A 25,237-nucleotide genomic window follows, 5' to 3' on the forward strand; every position below is an offset into this window, starting at 1 on the left:
CGCACCATGTCCCGTACCCGGCTCAGAATCGCCGGTGCCCTCGCGGCCGTACTCGTGGCGGCCGGAGTGGCCACCGGCCCCGCCGCCCAGGCCCACGGCCGGCAGCCCACCCTCGCCGAACTGGCCCAGCGCCACGGCCGCTACTTCGGCAGCGCCACCGACAACCCCGAACTCACCGACACCGCCTACACCAAACTCCTCGGCACCGAGTTCGACATGATCACGCCCGGCAACGGCATGAAGTGGTACGCCACCGAGCCCCAGCAGGGCGTCTTCGACTGGACCAACGGCGACCAGATCGTGAACCTCGCCCGCGAGAACCACCAGCAGGTCCGCGCCCACACCCTGGTCTGGCACAGCCAGCTGCCCGACTGGCTCACCGCACGCGACTGGACGGCCACCGAACTGCGCGCGGTCCTCAAGAAGCACATCCAGACCGAGGTGCGGCACTACCGGGGCAAGGTCTACTCCTGGGACGTCGTCAACGAGGCCTTCAACGAGGACGGCAGCTACCGCGAGACCCTCTGGTACAAGACGCTCGGCCCCGGCTACATCGCCGACGCGCTGCGCTGGGCCCACCAGGCCGACCCGCACGCCAGGCTCTACCTGAACGACTACAACATCGAGGGCCTCGGCGCTAAGAGCGACGCCTACTACGCGCTCGCGCAGCAGCTGAAGGCGGAGCACGTGCCGCTGGACGGCATCGGCTTCCAGGCTCACCTCGCTCTCCAGTACGGCTATCCGGCCACCCTGGAGGACAACCTGCGCCGCTTCTCCCGCCTCGGCCTGGACACCGCGCTCACCGAGGTGGACGTACGGATGCAGCTGCCGGCCACCGACGAGAAGCTGGCCGAGCAGGCGACCTGGTACGCGGATCTGACCAAGGCGTGTCTGGCCGTGCGCAGGTGCGTCGGCATCACCGTCTGGGACTGGACGGACAAGTACTCGTGGATCCCGGCGTTCTTCCCCGGCGAGGGCGCGGCCCTGCCCTGGGACGAGCAGCTCGCCCCCAAACCCGCCTACGTCGCGCTGCGCGCAGCGCTCGGCTACACCGGGTAACCGCACCCGGACGCACGTCGGGGCCGGTGCGCACCATGTGTGTGCGTCCGGCCCCTGCTGGTCACCGGGCGGAGCGGCGGGGCCGCCCGGGGTGGTGCGACGGGTCCGTCAGGCGGCGGTCACCACGCGGGCGGCACCGAGCGGGCGGTGCGGCGCGATGATCTGGCCGTCGGGCAGGAGCTCACCGGTGTCCTCGAAGAGCAGGACGCCGTTGCACAGCAGGCTCCACCCCTGCTCCGGGTGGTGCGCCATGAGGCGGGCGGACTCCCGGTCGGCGGATTCGGCTGTCGGACACGGCGGCTGGTGCTGGCACATGGATAGGGTCTCTCGCTCGGTCGTGGTCATGTCGTCCCCCGTGCTGATGAGTCGGTCGGAAACCAGTGTTGCCTTCCGGGCGTTGCTCCGCAGGGATTTCGCTGCACCGCTTCTCACAGGTTGGAGACGCGTCACCCACGCGGACGGTTCAGCTCCGCAGGGTTGCCCATTCGGATGGTTCTGCATGGCCGGATAGGGCTAGTCCGGACGGTGGGCCCCATACCTGCCTCTACCCCGCCACTAGTCCGGCAGTGGCGGGGTACGGCGGTGGCGGGGCTCAGGCGGGCGTGATGAGCAGGGGAGCCGGGGTGATCCGGTGGGTCAGCACCGGGAGGAGCTCGGCGACCAGGTGCGGCCGGTGGGCCGCGATACCGGGCGGGGCGGGGGCCAGCGGGACCAGCAGGTCGGTGGCGGCCGGGTGCCCCTCGGCGCCGTCCGCCGTGCAGTCGCCGTGCAGCCACAGGGTGAGCATGTAGAGGCCCGGAAGGGACAACAGGCGCGGCTGGTACGTCTGTTGCAGGGCTTCGGCCTGGTGCAGGGCGCGTTCGGTGGAGGTGATGTAGGGGCCCTCGAAGAAGTGCGAGAAGGCCCAGCCGTCCGGGGTGAGCATCGTCTCGGCCGCGGCCACCGCCCGGTCGCCGCAGCGGATCAGGAAACGCCAGCCGGCCAGCCGGGTGGCGGACACGCCCTCCGGGGTGATCCGGTCCATGACGTGCACGGGAAGGGGGAGTTCGGGGGTCGTGGGTCCCTGGGCGGTGCGCAGGGAGGGGGTGCGGGCCTCGCGGACCGCGGTGGGGGAACCGAGGGCGGTGAGGACGGAACGCAGTGCGGGCGCGGGGGCAGGAGGGACTTGCAGCGGCATGGTGGGTCGCCTCTCGTTCGACAGGCGCGACGGCGCGAGGGCAGGGGCGGACGGCGCTGTCAGCTCACAGGAAGTCAGAGAGGCGGGGACCCGGTTCGGTGACGAGAGGTGCGGGCGGTGCCTGCCGCACGTCACTCAGGTGGCAGGAACCAGACCGTGGGCGCCAGCCTTCTGCCTTGTTCGCGGAGTTTATACGACGCCCGTTCAGGTGGTGTTTCACCGGGATGTTTCACAGAAGACAGCAAGGCGCAATTCGGCCAATGATTGGTGTGGAATCCTCCCGATTTCCAGCCCGTCGGGTCCCCGCTGACCTCGGATTATGAGGCTGTCGCGGTCGGCCGGATGTCATCGGCGTTTTTCACGAGGGGAACGGGGAACCCGAAGTTGCATGCGGCGTCATGCCTCGTGAATGTGCCGCGGGACACATTCCAACAGAGTAGCGGGTGCAGGTGCGGTGCGCGACGTTATCGATCGCTTCCGCTGGGCATCATCCCACCTGGACTCGGGACACCGGCGGCCGGAACCCCCGGCCCGCCCATTCGAGGAGGGACGCTTCGATGGGGGAGAAGGTCGTGGCGGGCCGGTTCGACCTGTCCGATCGCCGGCACTACCGTGAAAAGCTCCAGGACTGCCTGGCGGGGCTGGAGCGGCTGCTGGTGGAGAAGCGGTTCGACCGCCCCAAGAACCTCATGGGAGTCGAGATCGAATTGAATCTGGCGGGCTCCGACGGCATGCCGAGAATGTTGAACGGACAGGTTCTGGAACGTATCGCGAGCCGTGATTTCCAAACAGAACTCGCCATGTTCAACCTTGAGGTGAACATTGCCCCCCACCGGCTCGGCGGGCGGGTATTCGACCGGCTCGCGGAGGAGCTCCGCACCTCGCTCGCGTACGCCGACCGCAAGGCGGGCGAGGTCGACGCCGGGATCGTGATGACCGGCATCCTGCCCACCCTGGAGCGCGACGACCTGGTCTCGGCGAACCTCTCCGACGTGGACCGCTACACCCTGCTCAACGACCAGATCGTGGCCGCCCGCGGCGAGGACTTCCTGCTCGACATCGAGGGCGTCGAGCACCTCGTGTGCACGTCGAAGTCGATCGTCCCGGAGGCCGCCTGCACCTCCGTGCAGCTGCACCTCCAGGTCACCCCGGCCCGCTTCGCCGACGTGTGGAACGCGGCGCAGGCGGCGGTCGCAGCGCAGATCGCCGTGGGGGCGAACTCCCCGTTCCTCTTCGGCCGCGAACTGTGGCGGGAGTCCCGCCCCCCGCTGTTCCTCCAGGCCACCGACACCCGCCCGCCGGAGCTCCAGGCACAGGGCGTCCGGCCGCGCACCTGGTTCGGCGAACGCTGGATCAGCTCGGCGTTCGAGCTGTTCGAGGAGAACCTGCGCTTCTTCCCGGCCCTCCTCCCGATCTGCGACGAGGAGGACCCGCTGGCCGTCCTCGACGCGGGCGGGGTGCCGAAGCTCGCGGAACTCGTCCTGCACAACGGCACGGTGTACCGCTGGAACCGGCCGGTCTACGGCATCGCCGACGGCGTCCCCCACCTGCGCGTCGAGAACCGGGTGCTGCCGGCCGGGCCCACCGTCACCGACATCGTCGCCAACGCGGCGTTCTACTACGGCCTGGTGCGCGCCCTCGCGGAGGAGTCCCGTCCGGTGTGGACACGGCTGCCGTTCGCCGCGGCCGAGGCCAACTTCGACAGGGCGTGCCGCGACGGCATCGACGCGCGCCTGGTCTGGCCGAGGCGGGCGCGGTACGGCGGCGGTACGGCCGAAGTGGACGCGGTCACCCTGGTCCGCGACGAGCTGCTGCCGCTGGCGCACGCGGGTCTTGACGCCTGGGGGGTGGAGCCCGCCGACCGGGACTTCTACCTGGGCGTGATCGAGGAGCGGTGCCGCAGGCGGGTCAACGGGGCGTCCTGGCAGGCGGCTACGTTCCACCGGGCGCTGGAGCGGGGGCTGCCGAGGGACGCGGCGCTGGCGGCGATGACGCGGCGCTATGCGGAGCTGATGAACGAGGGGGAGCCGGTGCATACGTGGCCGGTGGGGTTATTGGAGCCGGTGCCGTTGGGGTGAGGCCGACGGGGGTCGCGCCGTGAGGGGTGCGGCGCGTTGCCGGGTGCCGTGCCGTGGGGGCCGGTCGTGCAGTTCCCCGCGCCCCTTACAGGCGCTGCTGCGGGGGTCGGTCGCGTCTGCTTCAGGTTCATCGGGCAAGCTGTGATGTCCCGTGGTGAGGATGACCGTGGGGCGTGGGTTTGCTCGACCGGAGGCAGGGGTGCAGGTGGAGGCGGATCAGGTGGCCGGTGCTTATCCACTGGAGCGGCCCTCGCAGCGCATGTTCAGGGACGAGACGCTGCTCGTCCTGGGGCTGTCGCTCGGGGCGAGCGGAGTGTCCGCCCTGATCAGCTTCATCGGGTCGGTCACCAAACCGGGCGGTCTCAAGGACCAGGCGGCGACCCTCAACGCGTCGGCCGCGCCGGGCCGACCCTGGCTGGACCTGGCCTGGCAGCTCTTCGGCATCGCGACGGCACTCGTCCCCGTCCTCCTCGTCGCTCACCTCCTCCTGCGCGAGGGCGCGAGCCTGCGCACGCTGGGCTTCGACCGCACCCGCCCCTGGCCCGACCTCGGGCGCGGTGCGGCGATCGCCTCGGTGATCGGCAGCGCCGGGATCGCCTTCTACCTGGCCGCTCGCGGCCTCGGCTTCAACCTCACGGTGGTCCCGGAGGCGCTGCCCGACGTGTGGTGGAAGTACCCCGTGCTGATCCTCTCCGCGATGCAGAACGCGATCCTCGAAGAGGTCATCGTGGTCGGCTACCTGCTGCGCCGCCTCGACCAGCTGGGCTGGACCGCAGGCACGGCGCTGGTGGCCAGCTCCGTCCTGCGCGGCTCCTACCACCTCTACCAGGGGATCGGGGGCTTCGTCGGCAACATGGTGATGGGCGTGGTCTTCGTCTACCTGTACCGGCGGTGGGGCCGGGTGGGCCCCCTGGTGGTGGCGCACAGCCTGCTCGACATCGGCGCGTTCGTCGGCTACGCGCTGCTCGCGGGCAAGGTGGGCTGGCTGCCTACGGCGTGAGCAGTTCGCCGTCGATGACGGTGACCGCGCGCCCGGTCAGCAGTGTGCGGCCACCACGCAGTGAGGTCCGGACGAGCCCGGAACGACGAGAGGCCTGCAGCCCCGTGAGATCGGTCCTCCCCAGCCGTCCGGACCAGTGCGGCGCGAGGGCGGTGTGGGCGCTCCCGGTCACCGGGTCCTCGTCGATCCCGACGTTCGGGAAGAAGCAGCGGGAGACGTAGTCATACCCCTTGGCCGGGTCCTCGGCGCGGGCGGTGGCGATGATTCCGCGCGAGGAGTGGGCGCCGAGGTTCCTGTGGTCCGGGGAGAGAGCGAGGACCGTCTTCTCGTCGGCGAGTTCGACGAGCAGGTCGCCGATGTCCGCCCCGGTGTCGAACACGGCGACGGGGTCTGCCCCGAGCGCCTCGGCGACACCCTCGGGTGCGTCGACCCGGGTGAGCGGCGCGGTCGGGAAGTCCAGCGTGACGGCTCCGTCCGGACCGGTGGAGGCGATCAGCACCCCGCTCCGGGTGTCGAACCGCACGGGTCCCTCGTGCGCCCCCGTGCTGTGCAGTACGTGCGCGGTGGCCAGCGTGGCATGCCCGCACATCGCGACCTCCGTGACCGGCGTGAACCACCGCAACGCCCAGTCCGCGTCCCCGCCCTGGGGGAGGGGGTGCGCGAACGCGGTCTCGGCGTGGTTCACCTCCATGGCGACGTTCTGCATCCACCCGTCGTCAGGAAAGGAGTCGAGCAGCACGACCCCGGCCGGGTTCCCGGAGAAGGCCCGCTCCGCAAAGGCATCGACGATTCGAATCCGCATGCCCCAGAAGCTAGGCCCCGCACACCGCACCTGCCCAAGGCCAATCCCGGAGTCCTGGCCCGATTTCCACCGGGTGCGGCCGGATGGGGGCCTGGGGTGGGGACGCTCACCGGCGCTGGCCGGGCACCGCCGCGCCCACCCGTGCCGCCCTGCGGCACGCCTGCCCGCAGCCGAGGAGCCCCCGGCCGAAGGCTGGGGGAGGAACTCCGCGAGCCACCACGACGGCACCGCACCGGCGGCGTCCCACCACGGCGCGCCCCTCGGGGGCGCGGTGACCTGCGCGAGAACCCACGCCGGCGCCGCACCGGCCCCGCGACGGGTCGTCCCGCGGCGGCGCGGCCCCTCCCTCGGGGGCGCGGGGAACTGCGCGAGAAGGCACGACGGCGCCGCACTGGCCCCGCGACGGGTGGTTCCGCGGCGGCGGGGCCCCTCAGGGGCGCGGGGAACTGCGCGAGAAGGCACGACGCGCCGCACCCGGTTCCCGGACGGCGGCCCACCGCGGCGCGGTCCCTCAGGGGCGCGGGGAACTGCGCGAGAACGTGCCACGGCGCCGCACCGGCCTCTCGACCGGTCGTCCCGCGGCGCAGATGCCCGAGCGCCCCCGGCAAAGGGAAAGGGCCGACCCGTCACCAGGTCGGCCCCCCTGAGCGGAACGCTCAGTCCGTGCCGAGTTCCATCGCCGCCCGGTCCAGCAGCTCGTCGGCGTCCGGCGTAGCCTCCCCGCGGGACGCGATCGCCTCGGCGCCACCCTCCGGCATGCTGCCGATCAGCCCGGTCGCCGCCGCCTGCGCCGCCCCGATCGCCGGGTTGGCGGAGCCGATCAGGCCCAGCCCCGCGTACTGCTCCAGCTTCGCGCGGGAGTCGGCGATGTCGAGGTTGCGCATGGTCAGCTGCCCGATCCGGTCCACCGGACCGAACGCCGCGTCCTCGGTGCGCTCCATCGACAGCTTGTCGGGGTGGTAGCTGAACGCCGGACCGGTCGTGTCGAGGATCGAGTAGTCCTCGCCGCGCCGCAGCCGCAGCGTCACCTCACCGGTGACGGCCGCGCCGACCCACCGCTGCAGGGACTCCCGGATCATCAGCGCCTGCGGGTCCAGCCACCGGCCCTCGTACATCAGCCGCCCGAGCCGCCGGCCCTCGTTGTGGTACTGCGCGACCGTGTCCTCGTTGTGGATCGCGTTGACCAGCCGCTCGTACGCGGCGTGCAGCAGCGCCATGCCCGGCGCCTCGTAGATGCCCCGGCTCTTGGCCTCGATGATCCGGTTCTCGATCTGGTCGGACATGCCGAGCCCGTGCCGGCCGCCGATCGCGTTGGCCTCCATGACCAGCTCGACGGCGGTCTCGAAGTCCTTGCCGTTGATGGTGACGGGGCGGCCCTGGTCGAAGCCGATCGTGACGTCCTCGGGGAGGATCTCGAGCTCGGGGTCCCAGAACCGCACGCCCATGATCGGCTCGACGGTCTCGATGCCGTTGTCCAGGTGCTCCAGGGTCTTCGCCTCGTGCGTGGCGCCCCAGATGTTGGCGTCGGTGGAGTACGCCTTCTCGGTGCTGTCCCGGTACGGCAGCCCGTGGGCCACCAGCCACTCGGACATCTCCTTGCGGCCGCCGAGCTCGGTCACGAAGTCCGCGTCCAGCCAGGGCTTGTAGATCCGCAGGTGCGGGTTGGCGAGCAGGCCGTACCGGTAGAACCGCTCGATGTCGTTGCCCTTGAAGGTCGATCCGTCGCCCCAGATCTGGACGTCGTCCTCCAGCATGGCCCGCACCAGCAGCGTGCCGGTGACGGCACGGCCGAGCGGGGTGGTGTTGAAGTACGCCCGCCCGCCCGAGCGGATGTGGAACGCACCGCAGGTGAGCGCGGCGAGGCCCTCCTCGACCAGCGCGGCCCGGCAGTCGACCAGGCGCGCGATCTCGGCGCCGTAGGTGTGCGCACGGCCGGGCACCGAGGCGATGTCGGGCTCGTCGTACTGGCCGATGTCGGCGGTGTAGGTGCACGGGACGGCGCCCTTGTCGCGCATCCAGGCGACCGCGACCGAGGTGTCGAGCCCACCGGAGAAGGCGATGCCGACGCGCTCGCCGGCGGGAAGGGAGGTGAGGACCTTGGACATAGGAAGATTATGCATGAGAACGCATGGTCATGCAACGCCCCTGCTGGAGACTCGCCAAGGGCCTTGTCATTCGAACGCTTCCGATATATCGTCGAGGCATCGCGAAAGATACGCGACAGATCAACGATGGATGGAGTGATTGCGATGCGTTCCCACGGATTCGAGCGTGGACATGGTGAGGCCGGCCCGCACCCGCACGGGCGGGGCGGCTTCGGTGGACGTGACGGTCGGCGTGCGGCGTTCGGGCCCTTCGGCCCGGGGGGCCCCGGCTTCGGTCCCGGCGGCCCCGGTTTCGGACCGGGCCACTGGGGGCCGCGCGGACGAGGTGGTCCCAGGGGAAGGGCGCGGCGCGGTGACGTGCGGGCCTCGATCCTGGCCCTGCTGAAGGACCGCCCGATGCACGGTTACGAGATGATCCAGGAGATCGCCGAGCGCAGCGGCGGCGCGTGGAAGCCCAGCCCCGGCTCGGTGTACCCCACCCTTCAGCTGCTGGAGGACGAGGGCCTGATCGCCAGCGAGAGCGAGGGCGGCAAGAAGCTGTTCTCCCTCACCGACAGCGGCCGGACCGCCGCCGACGAGGGCCCCGACGCCCCCTGGGAAGAGGCTTCCCGCGGGGTGGACTTCGAGGCCCTGAACGAGATCCGGCAGGCGGGCTTCGGTCTGATGGAGGCCTTCGGGCAGGTCTGGAAGACCGGCAGCAAGGAACAGCGCGAGAAGGCGCTGGCCGTCATCAACGAGACCCGCAAGAAGCTGTACCTCATCCTGGCCGACGAGGACTGACCCTCGGGTGGGAGAGGGGACCGGGCGCGCCCCGCGGAGTGATCCGTGGGGCGCGCCTCCGTCTCTGCCGGACAGTCCCTAGGCCAGCAGGCCGCCCAGCTTGCGCAGCGACTCGTTGAGGGCCGCCGTCGCCGAGTCCTTGAGCTTGCCGGCCATCAGCGACACGGCGGCGCCGGTGAACTCGCCGTCGATCCGCACCACCGTCGCGTCCCCGTCCGGGGTGAGCGTGTAGCGCGTGGCGACGGTCACCGCCATCGGGCCCTTGCCGCGGATCGCCAGCACTCGCGCCGGCTCCAGTTCCTCGACGGTCCACTCGACCTCCGCCGGGAAGCCCATCAGCTTCATGTTCTCCTGGAAGGTGCCGCCCACCGCCAGGGTCTCGGGGCCGCCCTTGGGAAAGTTGGTGTGGGTCGCGTTCCACTCGCCGTACGCCGGCCAGTCGGTGAGCTGTGCCCACACCTTCTCGGCCGGTGCCTGGATGCGTGCCTCCGCGCTGACTTCGGCCATCGGGCCACCCCTTCGTGTCGGGCTACGGTGTCGCGGAACGTAGCCGCAGGGCCTCGAACATTCAATACTGATGAACCGTCAGGGAACGTGCCGATCGGCGCCTCCCGGGCCGGTCAGCCGACCCGGCGTATCAGCGCCGCGTCGAACAGGTCCCACGCGCGCGGCAACGCGCTCTCGTCGTGGCAGTGCCAGGCGTCCCAGAACAGGTCCGCGAGCAGCGCGTCCGCCGGGGCGTAGACCCGGTACACGTACTGCCTGCCGTCGACCGCCGGCAGGGCGACCAGCCAGCAACAGCACCCGCTCTCCACGTCAGTGGGAGACGTCCGGCGGATGCGCGACGGTTGCGTACGGGGCGCGTGGCAAGGCGGCGCGCGCCCCGGTGGCCGGAATCGGCCTGATCTCATCCGCAAGGAGGAGATTCCGGCCATCCGCGTCCACTCTGCGTGGGACGCGAAGATGCTTCCCCCCGCCGATGACTCGGGCCCCTGGGATTGATGAGGTAAGGGTGTGCAACCCCGTATTCCCCGCCAGCCCGCCCAGGACCAGGGCGGTATCCACGCGGACGACGATGCCGGGCTCGGTGCCGAGGCGGCAGCGGTGGTCGCCGGTGCCCGCCGCCGGGCCGTGCGGGACGGGGACCGTCAGGTCGACACCGCTCATCTGCTGCACTCGCTGATCGAGTACGACCCCGACGTGCGCGCCGTCATCGGCGACGCTCCGCAACTGGCCCGCCTGCTCGGCTACCTCGTGCAGCGCAGCATCGGCTACGGCCTGCGCTGGCAGGGCGGGGTCGAGGACTCCGGCGCGCTGCCCGCCCTCCCGTACGCCGGGGGAAGAGCCGAGGGCAGGGGCGACGGCGCCTGGTCCCCGGTGGCCGCGGCCGCCCTGGAGTACGCCCGCAGCCGCGCCCGGCGCCGCGGCGCGGCCCACCCGGACGGCATCGACCTGCTCGCGGGCCTCGTGCTCGACCCGGAGTCCCGGGCCGTCGAGGTGCTGGAGCGGGCCGGGGTGGCCGCGCGTGAACTGGCCGTGCGGACAGACGGCGACGGGGCGGTCGGCACGGACGGAGCGGTCCGGGACGCCGAGGGGGAGCGCCGCACGTCCAGCCGTTGAGACAGGTGTCATCAGGGGTGACGCTCATGTCGTCTGCTGGCATCATGTGCCGGTGCACACCACGGACAGCAGCCATGGAAAGGGCCTCGGGCTCTCTCTCGCCCTCGCGTCGGCGCTCGCCTTCGGCGGCTCCGGCGTCGCGGCCAAGCCCCTGATCGAGGCCGGGCTGGCGCCGCTGCAGGTGGTGTGGCTCAGGGTGGCGGGTGCCGCCCTGGTGATGCTGCCGCTCGCCGTCCGCCACCGCGACCTGCCCCGCCGCCGGCCGGCGCTGCTCGCCGGGTTCGGCCTGCTCGCCGTGGCCGGCGTCCAGGCCTGCTACTTCGCCGCCATCTCCCGGATACCCGTGGGCGTGGCGCTGCTCGTGGAGTACCTCGCGCCCGCGCTGGTGCTCGGCTGGGTCCGGTTCGTGCAGCGGCGGCCGGTCACCCGCGCCGCCGCGTTCGGTGTCGTCCTCGCGGCGGGCGGCCTCGCCTGTGTGGTGGAGGTGTGGTCGGGGCTGCGGTTCGACGCGCTGGGGCTGGTGCTGGCGCTGGCGGCGGCATGCTGCCAGGTGGGGTACTTCGTGCTGGCCGACCACGGCGGGGGCGAGGGGGCGGATCCGCTGGGGGTGATCGCCTACGGGCTGCTGGTCGGGGCGGGCCTGCTCACCGTGGTGGCCCGGCCGTGGGAGATCGACTGGTCCGTGCTGGGCGGCTCCGCGCGGATGAACGGAGCCGCCGTGCCGGCGGTCGTCCTGCTGGGGTGGATCGTGCTGGTCGCGACGGTCGTCGCGTATGTCACGGGTGTGGTGTCGGTACGGCGGTTGTCTCCGCAGGTGGCGGGGGTGGTCGCCTGCCTGGAGGCAGTGGTGGCGACCGTGCTGGCGTGGGTGCTGCTGGGGGAGCGGCTGGGTGCGCCGCAGGTGGTGGGAGGAGCCGTGGTCCTGCTGGGGGCGTTCATCGCACAGTCCTCGACTCCGGTGCCGGAGTCGGTGGTGAGCCGGAGCGCGGCGCAGGAGCCGGTCACCTCGGCCTGAGCGCGCCGCGGCGACTGCCGCGGCCCGTCGTGGCCGTGGTTCGACCGCGGCCTCGTCTCAGGCGCCCGTCAGGTACGGCGGCACCGCAACGTCCGCCGCCAGGTCGTCGTTCGCCACCGGAGCGTCGTATCCCTTGCGCAGCGGCAGTACGCCCGCCCAGTGCGGGAGGTCCATGTCCTCCGGCTCGTCGTTCGCGCCGCCCGTGCGGGTCTTGGCGGAGACCTCGTTCAGCTCGAGGCGGATCACCGCCGTCGCGGCCAGTTCCCTCTTGTTGGCGGGGCGGGAGTCGGCGGCCCGGCCCGGCACCACGTGGTCGACCAGGGCGTCCAGCGCGCGGCTCTTCTCCTCGGGGTCGGTGACCTGGTGGGCGATGCCGTGCACCACCACGGAGCGGTAGTTGACCGAGTGGTGGAAGGCCGAGCGGGCCAGCACGAGGCCGTCGACGTGGGTGACCGTGACACACACCGCGAGTCCGGGATCGGCCTGGCCGGTCATCCGCAGCGGACGCGAACCCGTCGAACCGTGCAGGTACAGGACCTCGCCGACCCGGCCGTACAGCGTCGGCAGCACCACCGGCGCGCCGTCCCGCACGAAGCCGAGGTGGCAGAGGTAGCCCTCGTCGAGGATCGCGTGCACCAGCTCCCTGTCGTACGAGGCCCGCTCGGCGGAGCGGGTGGGAACGGTGCGGTCGGTCTTCGCGTAGGCGGCGGGCTGGGCCGGGACCGTCCCCTGCACGGCTGTCTCCATTGCGGTTCTCCATTGCACTAGTGCATAATGTTGTTTGTGCTAGGAGAATATCGGATCGAGGGGCGCGGCGCAGCAGAGATTGCGGCCAGCGTCGAGCGCGCGGTGGGTGCCGGGGAGCTGGAGCCGGGACAACTGCTGCCCCCGATGCGGGAGTTGGCGGGCAGGCTCGGGGTGAATCCCAATACGGTCGCGGCCGCGTACCGCACGCTGCGCGAGCGCGGGGTCATCGAGACGGCCGGCCGGCGGGGCAGCCGGGTCCGGCCGAAGCCGGCCACCACCGGACGCGACCAGCTCCCCGACGTCCCGGCCGGGGTGCGCGACCTGTCCTCCGGCAACCCCGACCCCGCGCTGCTCCCCGCCCTCGCACCGGTCCTGGCGGCGGTGGCGGCCGAGTGCGACCGTGCCCCGGTCCTCTACGGCGCCGACCCGGTCGAGCCGGAGCTGGAGCGGATGGCGCGCGCCGAACTGGCCGCCGAGGGCGTGCCCGACGCTCCGCTCACCGTCACTTCGGGCTCCCTGGACGCGGCCGAACGCGTCCTGCTGGCGCATCTCAAGCCCGGCGACGCGGTCGCCGTCGAGGACCCCGGCTGGAGCCGCACCCTCGACCTGATCCCGGCGCTGGGGCTGCGCACCGTCCCGGTGGCCGTCGACGACGAGGGGCCGCGTGCAGACGCCGTGCGCCGGGCCCTGGAGTCCGGGGCGCGCGCCCTGATCGTCACGGCCCGGGCGCACAACCCCACCGGTGCCGCGGTGAGCGCGGCACGCGCGCGTGCCCTGCGGGCCGTTTTGCGCGCACACCCGCACACCCTGCTGATCGAGGACGACCACGGCCACGGCATCGTCGACCTCCCGCTGCACCCCCTGGCGGGCGTCACGCACCACTGGGCCTTCGTCCGCTCGGTCGCCAAGGCCTACGGCCCGGACCTGCGCCTGGCCACCCTGACCGGCGACGAGGTGACGGTCGACCGGGTGCGGGGGCGTCAGCGCCTGGGCCCGGGCTGGGTGAGCCGACTGCTGCAGCGCACGGTGGTCCGGATGTGGGCCGACGGCGTGGTGGACGGCCGGGCGGTGGCGGCGGCGTACCGGGCCCGCCGCGACCTCCTCGTCGACGCGCTCGCGGACCACGGCATCGAGGCGCACGGCCGCAGCGGCATGAACGTCTGGGTCCCGGTCCCGGACGAGACGGGCGCGGTGTCCCTGCTGCTGCTCGAAGGCTGGGCGGTGGCCCCGGGCGCCCGCTACCGCCTGGCGACCCCGCCGGGCATCCGGGTCACCGTCTCCACGCTGACCCCGGAGGAGGCCGGTCCGCTGGCGGCGGCGGTGGCGAGGGCGGTGACGCCGGCGAGGGGCCGGGTCCAGGCCTGAGCGCTCCGCCGGCGGTGCCGTTCGTTCACCGCGGGCCGGTGGGGGCCGCAGTTCCCCGCGCCCCTGCGGGGCGCGGCCGTACCTGGGTGAGGGCCGCTCCCGCGAGGACGATCACCGCGCCCACCGGCGTGCTCCACCGCAGCGACTCGCCCAGCACCGCGACCCCCGCCGCGGCGGCGATGACCGGGATGAAGTAGGTGACCATCTGGGCGGTGGTCGGACCCACCTCCGCCACCAGCCCGTACTGGACGAGCACCGCGAGTCCCGTCCCCAGCGCGCCGAGCGCGGCGATCGCCAGCAGCGGGACCAGGGCGAAGTGCGCCGGGAAGGAGGTGAACAACGGTGTCACCACGGCCAGTTGCACGGTCGCCAACAACAGCTGCGCGCCGGTCATCGCCAGATGCGAGTCACCCGTCCCGGCCAGCGTCCGCCGGACGTAGATCCAGCCGATCGGATAGCTCAGCGACGCCAGCAGCGCCATGACGGTCCCGGTGACGTCCAGGCCGTGGAAGCCCTCCCAGGCGCCCAGCACCGTCAGGACACCGATGAACCCCAGGCCGAGTCCGGCGAACCGGACCCGCGTCGGCCGGTCCTCCGACAGGGCCACCAGGGACAGCACCATCCCCCACAGCGGCGAGGTCGCGTTGCAGATGCCGGCCAGGGTGGACGGAATGGTCAGCTCCGCGTAGGCGAAGAGGGAGAACGGCAGCGCGTTGAGCAGGAACGCGGCGATCGCCAGATGCCCCCAGGTGCGGGCGCCCCGCGGCAGCCGCTGCCGCTTCACGGCCATCGCCGCCGCGAGGACCGCCGTACCGAACACCAGCCTGCCGAGCGTGACCTGGAACGGCGCGTAGCCCTCCGTCCCGACCTTGATGAAGAGGAAGCTGAAGCCCCAGATCAGGGAGAGGGCGCCGAAGCGCAGCCGCCAGTCGAGGCGGGGGCGGGAGTCGGCGGTGGCAAGCGCGGGCTTGCCGGTCGCGGCGGAGGTCACGGTGCTCATGCCCTCAACGATGCTGGAGGCGACCTCGTAGCACAATCGAGACTTCTCACTGGGTATCTCTTAGAATCGCTTACATGTTGAACCTGGAGCGCCTGCGCACCCTCGACGCCCTGGCCCGGCACGGCTCGGTCAGCGGCGCCGCCGAGGCCCTGCACGTGACCACGTCGGCGGTGTCGCAGCAGATGGGCAAGCTGGAGCGCGAGGTGGACCAGCAGCTCCTCGCGAAGAACGGCCGGGGCATCCGGCTCACCGACGCCGGGCGGCTGCTCGCCGAGCACGCGGCCCGGATCCTCTCCCAGGTCGAGCTGGCCCAGTCCGACCTGGAGGCGCACCGGGGCCAGGTCGTCGGCGAGCTGCGGCTGTCCGCGTTCCCGACGGCCGCCCGCGGCCTGTTCCCGGCCGCACTGGCCGCGCTGCGCGCCCGGCACCCGGCGCTGCGCGTCCGCTCCAGCGAACTGGAACCGGAGAACGGCGTCGCCGGGGTCGTCCGCGGCGACCTCGACCTCGCCGTCGTCCTGGACTGGTACAACAAGCCGATGCCGGTGCCCGACGGGCTGGTCAAGGCGCCCCTGCTGGACGACCCGGCCGAGGTGGCGCTGCCGGCCGGGCACCGGCTCGCCGGGCGCGAGGAGGTGGACCTGGGGGAGTTCGCCGAGGACGAGTGGATCACCTGGGGCGAGGGCGAGTTCTGCCACGAATGGCTGATGTTCACGCTGCGCTCGCGCGGCATCGAGCCCATCGTCGGGCACCGCGCGGCCGAGACGCACACGCAACTCAACCTGGTGGCAGCCGGACTGGGCGTCTGCATCGCTCCGCTGCTGGGCCGGCACCCGGTGCCGGAAGGCGTGGTCATGGTGCCGCTGAAGCAGCGGGTGCGCCGCCATGTGTACGTCGTCTGGCGGGCAGACGCCGACCGCCGCCCCTCGATCCGGGCGGCGGTGCAGGAGTTGCGCGGCGCGGCCGGGGCGATCGCCTGAAGCGGCCCTCGAACCGTGTTACGCCGAGCCGAGCTTGCGGAAGTCCCAGGAGGCGGTCTTCGTCGGGGTGAGCCGGGCCCAGGCGTGCCGGCCGTCGTGCGGCATCTCGTCCAGACCGAAGTTCTTGCGGGCGAACACCGTCTCGATGTAGTCGAGTTCGGCGACCAGTTCGCCGGTGCGCGGGACCTCGCCCACGAACTCGACGGTCCCTCTCAGCTCGACGCCGCGCAACTGGTCGTACTCCTCGCCGGAGTCGACGACGACCGCCACCCGCGGATCACGGCTGAGGTCCTTCCAGCGCTGGCTGCGCACCACCGAGTAGAGCCACAGGGACGTGCCGTCCCAGGCGAACCACAGGGCGCTCACGTGCGGGGCGCCGGACGCCGAGACGGTCGCGACCCGGCAGGTGCGCTGTGTGGTGAGGAACTCGTCCAGCTCACCGGGCGTCATCATGATCTTCCGGCCCCGGCGCTGAGTGACGGTCATGCGGCCCCCTCTTCTTCTGTCTCTTCTTCCGTTCCCGCGCGATGGCGGTTAGTGTCACCCGCCCCGCACCAAGGTGGAAGGGGGCGTCATGCCGTCGTCGTACGAACGGCTCGCGGAACTCCTCGACCCCGTGAGCACCGTGCTGCTCACCGTCGAGTGCCAGCAGGGTGTGGTGGGCCCGGACAGCGCGCTGCCCGAACTCGCCCGTGAGGCACGGACGTCGGGGGCCCTCGACAACATCGCCCGCCTGGTCGCCGCCGCGCACGACACCGGTGTCCAGGTGATCCACGCGATCGCCGAACGCCGCCCGGACGGCCGCGGCGCGAACCGCAACGCCCGCCTGTTCCGCGCCGCCGAACGGCTGCTCGTCCAGCAGCTCTCCGGCACCGCGGCGGTCCGCGTCGCGCCCCCCATCGAGGTCTCGGAGGAGGACCTCGTCGTGCGACGGCTGCACGGCCTGTCGCCGATCCAGGGCACCGACGTCGACCCGCTGCTGCGCAACCTCGGCTGCCGCACCCTGGTCATCACCGGCGTCTCGGCCAACGTGGCCATTCCCAATGCCGTGTTCGACGCGGTCAACCGGGGCTACACGGCCGTCGTCCCGGCCGACGCCGTCGCGGGAGTGCCCCCCGAGTACACCCCCGCGATGGTCCGCAACACCCTCGCGTTGGTCGCCACGGTCGCGACCACCGACGAGGTGCTCGGCTGCCTCAAACAACCGCGCCGGCGGTCCTGAGGGTCAGGCCAGCGAGATCTGGTCGCCGGAGACCGTGATGTTCGCGGCCGTCAGGCCCGTGGTCGCCGGGCCCTGCTTCACGCTGCCGTCCGCTATGGCGAACTTGCTGCCGTGGCAGGGGCAGACGATCTCGCCGTTGGCGATGCTGGTCACCGCGCAGCCGGCGTGCGGGCACTTCGTCGAGAACGCCTTGTACTGGCCCGACGTCGGCTGGGTGACGACCACGGCCTGGTCCTTGTAGATCGTGCCGCCGCCCTCGGGGATGTCCGTGGTCTTGGCGAGCGCGGTGCCGCCGGCCGCGGCCGTGGAGCCGCCGGCCGAGCTGTTGCTGTCCTGCGTGGTGGAGCCACCGCCCGCGTTGCCGTTCGTGGTGGTCGAGCTCGACGAGCCGTCGTCCGACGACCCGCAGGCGGTCAGCGCGGCGGCGAGCCCCGCCGCTCCGGCCGCCACCATGACGGTGCGGCGAGCCGGGCTGGCCGAGGGGTTGAGCGGTGCGCTGGTCATGTGAGGGGTCCCTTCCGCGGAGCTTCTCGTTGATCCGTCCAGGGGTACGGTCTTCGGGCACCACCTGTTCAGACTGCATCCAGATAGTGACCACCTGGACATGAGGCTTCGGTGAAACAGCGCTGTCGGTTCGCTGTCGGTCCTGACCTGCGACGCAGTTGACCTGGAACAGCGGTGGATCATCGGGCGCCAGCGCGGCCAGGGTGAACAGGTGTGCGCGCTGTGGTCCGGAGAGCCGCGCAAGGGCCAGGCTTTCGATGACCTGCCCGGACGCCGAGCCGCGAGCTGCGTCGTCCGCTTGCCAGGGCCCCGGACCTCACCCGCTGTCACGCTCGGTTACTATGCTCACTTCGTGCCGGAGGCCCCCCGGTCGCCGACTGCCTGGTTGAGAAGCTGGATGGCCTGGGAAAATGCTGCGAGAAGTCACCGCGACCCGCTACATCACGCCCCTGCGCGAGGGCGGTTCGCTGCCGGGGCTCGTCGAGGCCGACGATCTCGGCACGTACGTCATGAAGTTCACCGGTGCGGGGCAGGGCCGCAAGACGCTGGTCGCCGAGGTCGTCTGCGGTGAACTCGCGCGCCGGCTCGGGTTCCGGATGCCCCGTCTGGTCACCGTCGAACTGGATCCGGTGCTGGGACTCGGCGAACCCGAGCAGCAGGTGCAGGACCTGCTGCGGGGCAGCGGCGGCACCAACCTCGGCATGGACTTCCTCTCCGGTGCCCTCGGCTTCGACCCGCTCGCCTTCGCGGTGAGCCCCGCGGAGGCCGGGCGGATCGTCTGGTTCGACGCGCTGGTCAACAACGTCGACCGTTCCTGGCGCAACCCCAACCTGCTGGTCCACCAGGGCGACCTGTGGCTCATCGACCACGGCGCCACCATGATCTGGCAGCACAACTGGCCGGCGGCGGAGGCGTCCGCCGCCCGCCCGTACGACGCCGCCGACCACGCACTGAGCGGGTTCGGTCCCGACGTCCGGGCGGCCGCCGCCGAGTTGGCGCCCCTGGTCACCGAGGACCTGCTCGCCGAGGTCACCGCCGAGATCCCGGACGTCTGGCTCGCCGCCGAGCCCGGCTTCGACACCCCCGACGACCTGCGGCGCACCTACGCGCGCCCGCTGCTCGCCCGGGCCGCCGTCATCCACGAGCGCATCACCGGCATCGAGGGGGCCAAGTGAGCGAGACCCACATCAACGTGGCCGGACACATGACCGAGCGCCACATCACCCGGTCCGGCCAGGGCGGCGACCGGGACGTCTTCGAGTACGCCCTGCTGCGCGTCGTACCCCGCGTGGAGCGCGGCGAGTGCATCAACGCGGGCGTGCTCGTGTACTGCCGGGCCAAGGGCTACGTCGGTGCCCGCACCCATCTCGACGAGGCCCGGCTGCTGGCCCTGCATCCGGAGGCGGACGTCGCCGGGGTGCGGGCCGCGCTCGGGGCGGTGGAGGGTATCTGTGCGGGCGGGGCGGCGGCGGGACACGCGGCCGGTGACGACCCGGGGCGGCGTTTCCGCTGGCTGGTCGCGCCCCGCTCCACCGTCGTGCAGCCGGGCCCCGTGCACACCGGGCTCACCCGCGACCCGGCCGCCGAGACGGCGCGGTTGCTGGACCTCCTGGTGAGGTAATGGATCACACTGCGCGGAGTGACGTTGACACCGCGTGCCAGGGCTTCTAGCGTCACGTCTGTCGAAGGTACTAAGCGGTCGCTCACCCATCGGCCGGGTTCTCGATTCAGGTGTTCTCAAGGGCGAGGAGAAACAGCATGTCCAGCACTGAGCAGCGGGTGGCCGTCGTCACCGGTGCCGCACGCGGCATCGGCGCCGCCACCGCCGTACGACTGGCCGCCGAGGGCCGCGCGGTCGCCGTGATCGACCTCGACGAGGCCGCCTGCAAGGACACCGTCGAGAAGATCACCGCGGCCGGCGGCAAGGCGATCTCGGTCGGCGCCGACGTCTCCGACGAGGCCCAGGTCGCCGCGGCGATCGCGCGGGTCGTCGAGGAGCTGGGCGCCCCGACCATCCTGGTCAACAACGCCGGCGTGCTCCGCGACAACCTGCTGTTCAAGATGTCCGCGTCCGACTGGGACACGGTCCTCAACGTGCACCTGCGCGGCTCCTTCCTGATGACCAAAGCCGTCCAGCAGCACATGGTCGAGGCCGGCTGGGGCCGGGTCGTCAACCTGTCCTCCTCCTCGGCGCTCGGCAACCGCGGCCAGGCCAACTACTCCGCCGCCAAGGCCGGTCTGCAGGGCTTCACCAAGACCCTCGCCATCGAGCTCGGCAAGTTCGGAATCACCGCCAACGCCGTCGCCCCCGGCTTCATCGCCACCGAGATGACCAAGGCCACCGCGGAGCGCGTGAAGATGGGCTTCGAGGAGTTCAAGGCCGCCGCGGCCACCCAGATCCCGGTGCAGCGCGTCGGCGAGCCCGAGGACATCGCCAACGCCATCGCCTTCTTCACGAACGAGGCCGCGGGCTTCGTCTCCGGCCAGGTGCTGTACGTGGCCGGCGGACCGCTCGACTAGCAGCACACCGGGGAACCTGAGGAACACTGACATGACTGAACTGCCCGAGCTTTCCGGCAAGGTCGCCATCGTCACCGGCGCGAGCCGCGGCATCGGCTACGGCGTCGCCGAGGCGATGATCGCCCGCGGCGACCGCGTCGTCATCACCGGCCGCAACGAGGAAGCCCTCAAGGAGGCCGTCGAGAGCCTCGGCGCCGAGCGCGTCGTCGGCGTCGCCGGCAAGGCGCACGACCTGGCCCACCAGAGCGAGGTCGTCGACCGCGCCATGGCCGCCTTCGGCCGTGTGGACTACCTGGTCAACAACGCCGGGACCAACCCGGTGTTCGGCCCGATCGCCGACGTCGACCTGGACGTGGCCCGCAAGGTGTTCGAGACCAACGTGGTCTCCGCCCTCGGCTTCGCCCAGAAGACCTGGCACGCCTGGCAGAAGGACAACGGCGGCGCCATCGTCAACATCGCCTCCGTCGCCGGCCTCTCGGCCTCGCCGTTCATCGGTGCGTACGGCATCAGCAAGGCCGCGATGATCAACCTGACCCAGCAACTGGCCCACGAGTTCGCCCCCGGCGTCCGGGTCAACTCGATCGCCCCGGCCGTCGTCAAGACCAAGTTCGCCGAGGCTCTGTACGAGGGCCGCGAGGCGGAGGCCGCCGCGGGCTACCCGCTGAAGCGGCTCGGCGTGCCCTCCGACATCGGCGGCGCCGCCGCGTTCCTCACCTCGGAGCAGTCCGACTGGATCACCGGCCAGACGCTCGTCGTCGACGGGGGCATCTTCCTCAACGCCGGCATGGCCTGACGGAGCGTCGGGCGTCGTCTTCGTCACAGATATTTGCCGCATCTGTGAGGAAAACGGCGCCCACGCGGTCGCACAAGATCCGCACAGGAGAATGACAACGTCGTCATAGCACATTCGATCAACGCCCGTGTTTCCGGGGTGCTTCAACGCGCGCAACGCTGCGGTATGGTCTGCCGCCGACCCCTGGTACGGCGGATCGAGGAGCGTGCGCGTGTTCAACCGGAACCGAGGTCTGCGAAGAGCCGCCGCCGTCGCGTCCATCTCCCTGGTGGCCGGGTGCGGAGTGCTCTCCGGCAGCAGTGCGGACAACAGCGGACCGATCGTCGTCGGCACCACCAGCGCCCCCAGCACCCTTGACCCGGCGGGATCGTGGGACGGCTCCTGGGAGCTGTTCCGCAACGTCTACCAGACACTGCTCGCCTACCCCGACGGCGCCACCACCCCGCAGCCCGACGCCGCGCAGAACTGCGCCTTCACGGACTCCGGCTCCCGCACCTACCGCTGCGAACTGCGCTCCGGCCTGAAGTTCGCCGACGGCCGCAAGCTCGACGCCCAGGCCGTCAAGTACTCCATCGACCGGATCCGGAGCATCAACGCGCCCAGCGGCCCGGCCGGACTGCTCGGCAGCCTCGACCGGGTGCAGGCGACCGGCGACCGCGAGGTGGTCTTCCACCTCAACAAGCCCGACGCCACCTTCCCGTTCGTGCTCGCCACCCCGGCCATGTCGATCGTCGATCCGGACGACTACCCCGCCCACTCGCTGCGCAAGGACGCCTCCGTGCACGGCTCCGGGCCGTACACCCTCAGGTCCTACGAGGACGGCAAACGGGCCGAGCTGGTCCGCAACGACAACTATGAGGGCTTCGCCGACCGGCAGAACGACGCGGTGACCATCCGCTACTTCCAGGACTCGGCCACCATGGTCAAGGCCCTGCGCTCCGGGGACATCGACGTCACCTACCGCGGTCTCGCCGCCTCCGACATCGTGGCCCTGGAGGCGCGCCGCAGCACCGACCTGCAGCTGATCGACGGCACCGGCACCGACATCAGCTACCTGGTCTTCAACCCCGAGGACCCGTGGGCCAAGCTGCCCGCCGTGCGCAAGGCCGTCGCCCAGCTCGTCGACCGCGCCGCGATCGCCCACTCCGTCTACAGGGACACCGTCGACCCGCTGTACTCCATGGTCCCGGCCGGCCTGACCGGCCACACCACCGCCTTCTTCGACGTCTACGGCGACCCCAGCGTCTCCAAGGCCCGCAGGATCCTCGCCGACGCCGGCATCACCCGGCGCGTCCCGCTCACCTTCTGGTACACCACCGACCGCTACGGCTCCGAGACCGGCCGGATGTTCCAGGAGCTCAAGCAGCAGCTGGACGACTCCGGGCTGTTCACCATCACCCTCAGGAGCCGGCCCTGGAAGACCTACGTCGTCGGCTACCAGAAGGGGGAGTACCCGGTGTTCGGCCGTGGCTGGTTCCCGGACTTCCCCGACGCGGACAACTTCATCGCGCCCTTCGTAGGCGAGCAGAACGCCCTCGGCACGCCCTACCCGTCCCCGGTGATCACCGGCCGGCTGCTGCCGCGGTCCCGCAGCGAGAACGACCGCGCGGAGGTCGTCAAGGACTTCGAGGAGGCCCAGCAGATCCTCGTCAACGACACCCGGCTGATCCCGCTGTGGCAGGGGCGGCAGTACGTCGCGGCCAGCGACGACATCTCCGGCGGCGAGAAGGCGCTCGACCCGTCGACGATCATGATGATGTGGGAGCTGCACCGCAAGACCAGCTGGTGAAACCGCCGTCCGGCACCGGTTGTCAGTGGTCGCCTGTAGGTTTTCCGGTACCGGCAGGATCTGCAAGTTACCGCAATTCGTGAGGACGTTGACGTGACCGACATCGCCATGCTGCCCGAGTCCTGGCGCGGGGTTCTGGGCGACGAGCTGCAGCAGCCCTACTTCAAGGAGCTGACCGAGTTCGTCGAGGAGGAGCGGGCGAAGGGTCCCGTCTACCCGCCGCGCGAGGAGGTCTTCGCCGCGCTGGAGGCGACGCCGTTCGACCAGGTCAAGGTGTTCATCCTCGGCCAGGACCCCTACCATGGCGAGGGCCAGGGCCACGGGCTGTGCTTCTCCGTCCGCCCCGGCGTGCGGATCCCGCCGTCCCTGCGGAACATCTACAAGGAGATGCGCGAGGAGCTGGGCTGGGAGTCCGTGCCGGACAACGGCTATCTGATGCCGTGGGCCCGGCAGGGCGTGCTGCTGCTCAACGCGGTCCTCACGGTCCGTGCCGGTGAGGCCAACTCGCACAAGAACAAGGGCTGGGAGAAGTTCACGGACGCGGTGATCCGCGCGATCGCCGAGCGGCCCGACCCGGCCGTCTTCGTCCTCTGGGGCGGTTACGCGCAGAAGAAGCTCCGGCTGATCGACGAGACCCGGCACGTGGTGATCCAGGGCGCGCACCCGTCCCCGCTCTCCGCGAAGAAGTTCTTCGGCTCCCGCCCCTTCACCCAGATCAACGAGGCGGTGGCGGCCCAGGGCCACGAGCCGATCGACTGGCGAATCCCGGACCTGGGCTGACTTCGTAGCCGACCAGAGGGCGACCCGCCAGGGGCGCTGGGAGTACCCCCGGCCGGAGGCCGGGGGAGGAACTGCGCGAGCAGCCCCCAGCGGGCGGCAGTGCACCACCGGCCCGGGCTCCCACGGCGCCGCCTGACGACGAAACCCGGCGGCGCCCTCTAGCGTCGGCTGCAAACAACGGCTTACAGCCCGGAGGGCCCCGTGGCGGAGCGACAGGAGCGCACGACACCCGATGCCGTACTCACTCGGATCGGGCAGGTGGTGATGCTGCACCACGCCGGCGACCGCGAGGAGGCCCGGGGGCGCCTGCTCGACCTGTGGGCGGAGTTCGGCGAGCACGGTGAGCCGCTGCACCGCTGCACCCTGGCCCACTACCTCGCCGACACCCAGGACGACCCGTCCGACGAACTCGCCTGGGACCTGCGGGCGTTGTCCGCGGCGGACGAGGCGGAGGGAGATGCGCGGCTGCGCGGCTTCTATCCCTCCCTGCACCTGAACCTCGCCGCCGACTACGTGAAGCTCGGCCGTACCGAGGCCGCCCGCAGCCACCTGCACCGGGCCCGTGGCGCCTCCGTGGCCCTCGGTGACGACGGGTACGGCGACGGGGTCCGGGCCGCGATCGGCCGGCTGGAGCTGCGGCTCGGCGACGCGGGCGACTCCGGTGGCGAGTCCTGGGGCCCACCGCGACAGCGGCCGGAGTAGCGCCGCACCGGGCTCTCAGTGCCCGTACGCCTGTTCGCAGACGCGTGCCTGCGTGCTGTCCGCGGCCCAGCCGCCGTACTGCTCGCCGAGGGCGCACACGTCCGGGGGATTCGGGACGGAGTGGGAGATGCCGGGGAGGCCGGCCTGCGGGCTGTGCGTCCGGCGGGCCGTGGGGGGCTGCGGTGTGACGGCACGCGGGGCCGCCGGCGGGCGACGCCCGGCCGGGGGAGCGGGCGCCGGGGCGTGCGGTGCGGCCGGTGCGGCACGGTGGGGCGGTCGGGACGGGCCGACCATCTCCAGGGCCTCCTTGACCGGCGCCTGCACCACGCGCGGCTCGGCGCTGCCGTCCGTGCGGGGCACCGACGGCAGCGAGGGCGCCGTACCCGGAGGCGGGCCGGGTGCCGCCGGGTGCTGGACGGTCACACAGCCGGAGAGGGCCGAGACGGTCACGGTGACCAGGAGCGCTGCGGTGGTCGTCGTTCGATGCACCCGCGCAACTCTGCTGGTTCGGCGCGGGGGTTGACACCGGCGACAAGACTTTGGTGCCCCGCACGGGTGATCTCGTGCCCCGTACGGGGGACGGGCGGCTGCCAGGCTGACGTCAGTCGCCGGTCGCGCCGTCGATCCGCTCCCGGATCAGGTCGGCGTGGCCGTTGTGCCGGGCGTACTCCTCGATCATGTGGGTGTGGATCCAGCGCAGGCTCATCCGCTGCCCGGTGCGGCGGTGGCGGCCCTTGGACAGGTCGTCCAGAGCGAAGCCGGCCGCGGCCTGCCGGGCCGCCGCCAGCTCGGCCTGCCAGATCGTGTACGCCTCCCGCCAGGTGTCCGCCTCGGTGAGGTGGAACTCGGCGTCCGGGTCCTCGTCGCTGAAGTACAGCGGCGGTGCCTCCTCCCCGGCGAGGACCCTGCGGTACCAGGACCGCTCCACGTCGGCCATGTGCCGCACCAGCCCCATCAGGGACAGCGGGGAGGGTGCCACGGAGGCGGTCCGGAGCTGGGCGTCGGTCAGTCCCTCGCACTTCACCGCGAGGGTCTGCCGGTGGAACTCCAGCCAGCCCTCCAGCATGCTGCGTTCGTCGGCGTCCACGGCGGGCATACGGCGTTCGGTCGTCATGCCCGGCATCCTGGGGCACCTCCGGCCGGTCCCACCACAGATTATCGGCCCGTATGCTTTTGCGCAGGCACGTGTGGGCAACCGCTAG

The 25,237-nt window shown here is 71.7% G+C and carries 28 protein-coding genes; 16 read left to right on the forward strand and 12 right to left on the reverse strand.

Features of this window, described 5'->3' with window-relative positions:
* Nucleotides 1-6: 6 nt before the first annotated feature.
* Nucleotides 7-1,059, forward strand: coding sequence for an endo-1,4-beta-xylanase (locus ACFY0K_RS42150; RefSeq protein ID WP_390644355.1), 1,053 nt, complete (start codon nt 7-9; stop codon nt 1,057-1,059).
* A 108-nt stretch (nt 1,060-1,167) separates the two neighbouring features.
* Here ACFY0K_RS42150 and ACFY0K_RS42155 read toward each other — a convergent pair whose 3' ends face one another.
* Both ACFY0K_RS42155 and ACFY0K_RS42160 read right to left on the reverse strand, forming a co-directional pair.
* The gene (locus tag ACFY0K_RS42155; protein ID WP_093505643.1) at nt 1,168-1,374 is read right to left on the reverse strand and encodes a DUF5999 family protein; all 207 of its coding nucleotides are present in this window, start codon (nt 1,372-1,374) and stop codon (nt 1,168-1,170) included.
* Between the two features lie 277 nt (nt 1,375-1,651).
* Nucleotides 1,652-2,236: a hypothetical protein gene (locus tag ACFY0K_RS42160; RefSeq protein WP_351961217.1), complete on the reverse strand. Its 585-nt coding sequence runs from the start codon at nt 2,234-2,236 to the stop codon at nt 1,652-1,654.
* A 557-nt stretch (nt 2,237-2,793) separates the two neighbouring features.
* Here ACFY0K_RS42160 and ACFY0K_RS42165 point away from each other — a divergent pair.
* Together ACFY0K_RS42165 and ACFY0K_RS42170 are read left to right on the forward strand one after the other, a co-directional pair.
* Nucleotides 2,794-4,314: a glutamate--cysteine ligase gene (locus tag ACFY0K_RS42165; RefSeq protein ID WP_390644356.1), complete on the forward strand. Its 1,521-nt coding sequence runs from the start codon at nt 2,794-2,796 to the stop codon at nt 4,312-4,314.
* 199 nt (nt 4,315-4,513) lie between these two features.
* Nucleotides 4,514-5,314 (forward strand): CPBP family intramembrane glutamic endopeptidase, encoded by an 801-nt coding sequence (locus tag ACFY0K_RS42170; RefSeq protein ID WP_390644357.1) that lies wholly within the window; start codon nt 4,514-4,516, stop codon nt 5,312-5,314.
* Here the strand turns inward: ACFY0K_RS42170 and ACFY0K_RS42175 are convergent.
* Nucleotides 5,304-6,116: a PhzF family phenazine biosynthesis protein gene (locus tag ACFY0K_RS42175; RefSeq protein ID WP_390644358.1), complete on the reverse strand. Its 813-nt coding sequence runs from the start codon at nt 6,114-6,116 to the stop codon at nt 5,304-5,306. The two genes, ACFY0K_RS42170 and ACFY0K_RS42175, sit on opposite strands and share 11 nt — an antisense overlap.
* A gap of 656 nt (nt 6,117-6,772) precedes the next feature.
* Entirely contained in the window at nt 6,773-8,221 is a 1,449-nt protein-coding gene (gene argG / locus ACFY0K_RS42180) for an argininosuccinate synthase (RefSeq protein WP_390644359.1), read from the reverse strand.
* A gap of 144 nt (nt 8,222-8,365) precedes the next feature.
* Here argG and ACFY0K_RS42185 point away from each other — a divergent pair, with 144 nt between their 5' ends.
* Nucleotides 8,366-9,001: a PadR family transcriptional regulator gene (locus ACFY0K_RS42185; RefSeq protein WP_351961222.1), complete on the forward strand. Its 636-nt coding sequence runs from the start codon at nt 8,366-8,368 to the stop codon at nt 8,999-9,001.
* A 78-nt stretch (nt 9,002-9,079) separates the two neighbouring features.
* Here ACFY0K_RS42185 and ACFY0K_RS42190 read toward each other — a convergent pair whose 3' ends face one another.
* Complete coding sequence (locus tag ACFY0K_RS42190; RefSeq protein ID WP_390644360.1) at nt 9,080-9,508, reverse strand: SRPBCC family protein; 429 nt, start codon at nt 9,506-9,508, stop codon at nt 9,080-9,082.
* A 113-nt stretch (nt 9,509-9,621) separates the two neighbouring features.
* On the reverse strand, nt 9,622-9,816 hold the full coding sequence (locus ACFY0K_RS42195) for a hypothetical protein (protein WP_177233345.1): 195 nt from the start codon (nt 9,814-9,816) through the stop codon (nt 9,622-9,624).
* A 199-nt stretch (nt 9,817-10,015) separates the two neighbouring features.
* Here ACFY0K_RS42195 and ACFY0K_RS42200 point away from each other — a divergent pair, with 199 nt between their 5' ends.
* Together ACFY0K_RS42200 and ACFY0K_RS42205 are read left to right on the forward strand one after the other, a co-directional pair.
* Nucleotides 10,016-10,621: a Clp protease N-terminal domain-containing protein gene (locus ACFY0K_RS42200; protein ID WP_390644361.1), complete on the forward strand. Its 606-nt coding sequence runs from the start codon at nt 10,016-10,018 to the stop codon at nt 10,619-10,621.
* Nucleotides 10,622-10,667: 46 nt separating this feature from the next.
* Complete coding sequence (locus tag ACFY0K_RS42205; RefSeq protein ID WP_390644362.1) at nt 10,668-11,636, forward strand: DMT family transporter; 969 nt, start codon at nt 10,668-10,670, stop codon at nt 11,634-11,636.
* Between the two features lie 57 nt (nt 11,637-11,693).
* Here the strand turns inward: ACFY0K_RS42205 and ACFY0K_RS42210 are convergent, their stop codons facing one another.
* Nucleotides 11,694-12,383: a pyridoxamine 5'-phosphate oxidase family protein gene (locus ACFY0K_RS42210; protein ID WP_390644363.1), complete on the reverse strand. Its 690-nt coding sequence runs from the start codon at nt 12,381-12,383 to the stop codon at nt 11,694-11,696.
* A 36-nt stretch (nt 12,384-12,419) separates the two neighbouring features.
* Here ACFY0K_RS42210 and ACFY0K_RS42215 point away from each other — a divergent pair, with 36 nt between their 5' ends.
* Nucleotides 12,420-13,748, forward strand: coding sequence for an aminotransferase class I/II-fold pyridoxal phosphate-dependent enzyme (locus ACFY0K_RS42215; protein WP_388600757.1), 1,329 nt, complete (start codon nt 12,420-12,422; stop codon nt 13,746-13,748).
* 25 nt (nt 13,749-13,773) lie between these two features.
* Here the strand turns inward: ACFY0K_RS42215 and ACFY0K_RS42220 are convergent, their stop codons facing one another.
* Entirely contained in the window at nt 13,774-14,748 is a 975-nt protein-coding gene (locus ACFY0K_RS42220; RefSeq protein ID WP_388600759.1) for a DMT family transporter, read from the reverse strand.
* 74 nt (nt 14,749-14,822) lie between these two features.
* On the opposite strand from ACFY0K_RS42220, the gene ACFY0K_RS42225 reads away from it, so the two are divergent.
* Nucleotides 14,823-15,725, forward strand: coding sequence for a LysR family transcriptional regulator (locus ACFY0K_RS42225; RefSeq protein WP_351961229.1), 903 nt, complete (start codon nt 14,823-14,825; stop codon nt 15,723-15,725).
* Between the two features lie 18 nt (nt 15,726-15,743).
* Here ACFY0K_RS42225 and ACFY0K_RS42230 read toward each other — a convergent pair whose 3' ends face one another.
* Nucleotides 15,744-16,211, reverse strand: a complete 468-nt coding sequence (locus ACFY0K_RS42230; RefSeq protein ID WP_293994619.1) for a pyridoxamine 5'-phosphate oxidase family protein — start codon at nt 16,209-16,211, stop codon at nt 15,744-15,746.
* An 88-nt stretch (nt 16,212-16,299) separates the two neighbouring features.
* Here ACFY0K_RS42230 and ACFY0K_RS42235 point away from each other — a divergent pair, with 88 nt between their 5' ends.
* On the forward strand, nt 16,300-16,947 hold the full coding sequence (locus ACFY0K_RS42235; RefSeq protein ID WP_390644364.1) for a cysteine hydrolase: 648 nt from the start codon (nt 16,300-16,302) through the stop codon (nt 16,945-16,947).
* A gap of 3 nt (nt 16,948-16,950) precedes the next feature.
* On the opposite strand, the gene ACFY0K_RS42240 is transcribed toward ACFY0K_RS42235, so the two are convergent.
* On the reverse strand, nt 16,951-17,451 hold the full coding sequence (locus tag ACFY0K_RS42240) for a Rieske (2Fe-2S) protein (RefSeq protein ID WP_390644365.1): 501 nt from the start codon (nt 17,449-17,451) through the stop codon (nt 16,951-16,953).
* A gap of 410 nt (nt 17,452-17,861) precedes the next feature.
* On the opposite strand from ACFY0K_RS42240, the gene ACFY0K_RS42245 reads away from it, so the two are divergent.
* The 7 genes from ACFY0K_RS42245 to ACFY0K_RS42275 all read left to right on the forward strand — a co-directional run bounded on the left by ACFY0K_RS42245 (nt 17,862) and on the right by ACFY0K_RS42275 (nt 24,035).
* On the forward strand, nt 17,862-18,626 hold the full coding sequence (locus ACFY0K_RS42245) for a HipA family kinase (protein WP_390644366.1): 765 nt from the start codon (nt 17,862-17,864) through the stop codon (nt 18,624-18,626).
* Between the two features lie 29 nt (nt 18,627-18,655).
* Complete coding sequence (locus ACFY0K_RS42250; RefSeq protein WP_390644443.1) at nt 18,656-19,072, forward strand: DUF3037 domain-containing protein; 417 nt, start codon at nt 18,656-18,658, stop codon at nt 19,070-19,072.
* A gap of 137 nt (nt 19,073-19,209) precedes the next feature.
* On the forward strand, nt 19,210-19,971 hold the full coding sequence (fabG, locus tag ACFY0K_RS42255; RefSeq protein WP_390644367.1) for a 3-oxoacyl-ACP reductase FabG: 762 nt from the start codon (nt 19,210-19,212) through the stop codon (nt 19,969-19,971).
* 31 nt (nt 19,972-20,002) lie between these two features.
* On the forward strand, nt 20,003-20,764 hold the full coding sequence (locus ACFY0K_RS42260; protein ID WP_390644368.1) for an SDR family oxidoreductase: 762 nt from the start codon (nt 20,003-20,005) through the stop codon (nt 20,762-20,764).
* A gap of 211 nt (nt 20,765-20,975) precedes the next feature.
* On the forward strand, nt 20,976-22,553 hold the full coding sequence (locus ACFY0K_RS42265) for an ABC transporter substrate-binding protein (RefSeq protein WP_390644369.1): 1,578 nt from the start codon (nt 20,976-20,978) through the stop codon (nt 22,551-22,553).
* A gap of 93 nt (nt 22,554-22,646) precedes the next feature.
* On the forward strand, nt 22,647-23,333 hold the full coding sequence (gene ung / locus ACFY0K_RS42270; protein ID WP_382733554.1) for a uracil-DNA glycosylase: 687 nt from the start codon (nt 22,647-22,649) through the stop codon (nt 23,331-23,333).
* Nucleotides 23,334-23,534: 201 nt separating this feature from the next.
* On the forward strand, nt 23,535-24,035 hold the full coding sequence (locus ACFY0K_RS42275) for a hypothetical protein (protein WP_390644370.1): 501 nt from the start codon (nt 23,535-23,537) through the stop codon (nt 24,033-24,035).
* A 15-nt stretch (nt 24,036-24,050) separates the two neighbouring features.
* Here the strand turns inward: ACFY0K_RS42275 and ACFY0K_RS42280 are convergent, their stop codons facing one another.
* Complete coding sequence (locus tag ACFY0K_RS42280; protein ID WP_390644371.1) at nt 24,051-24,524, reverse strand: hypothetical protein; 474 nt, start codon at nt 24,522-24,524, stop codon at nt 24,051-24,053.
* A gap of 112 nt (nt 24,525-24,636) precedes the next feature.
* Entirely contained in the window at nt 24,637-25,149 is a 513-nt protein-coding gene (locus ACFY0K_RS42285; RefSeq protein WP_390644372.1) for a DinB family protein, read from the reverse strand.
* Nucleotides 25,150-25,237 lie beyond the last annotated feature (88 nt).

Origin of the sequence: Streptomyces sp. NPDC001507 (genome assembly GCF_042894765.1) — a bacterium.
In the GTDB taxonomy this organism is placed as follows: domain Bacteria; phylum Actinomycetota; class Actinomycetes; order Streptomycetales; family Streptomycetaceae; genus Streptomyces.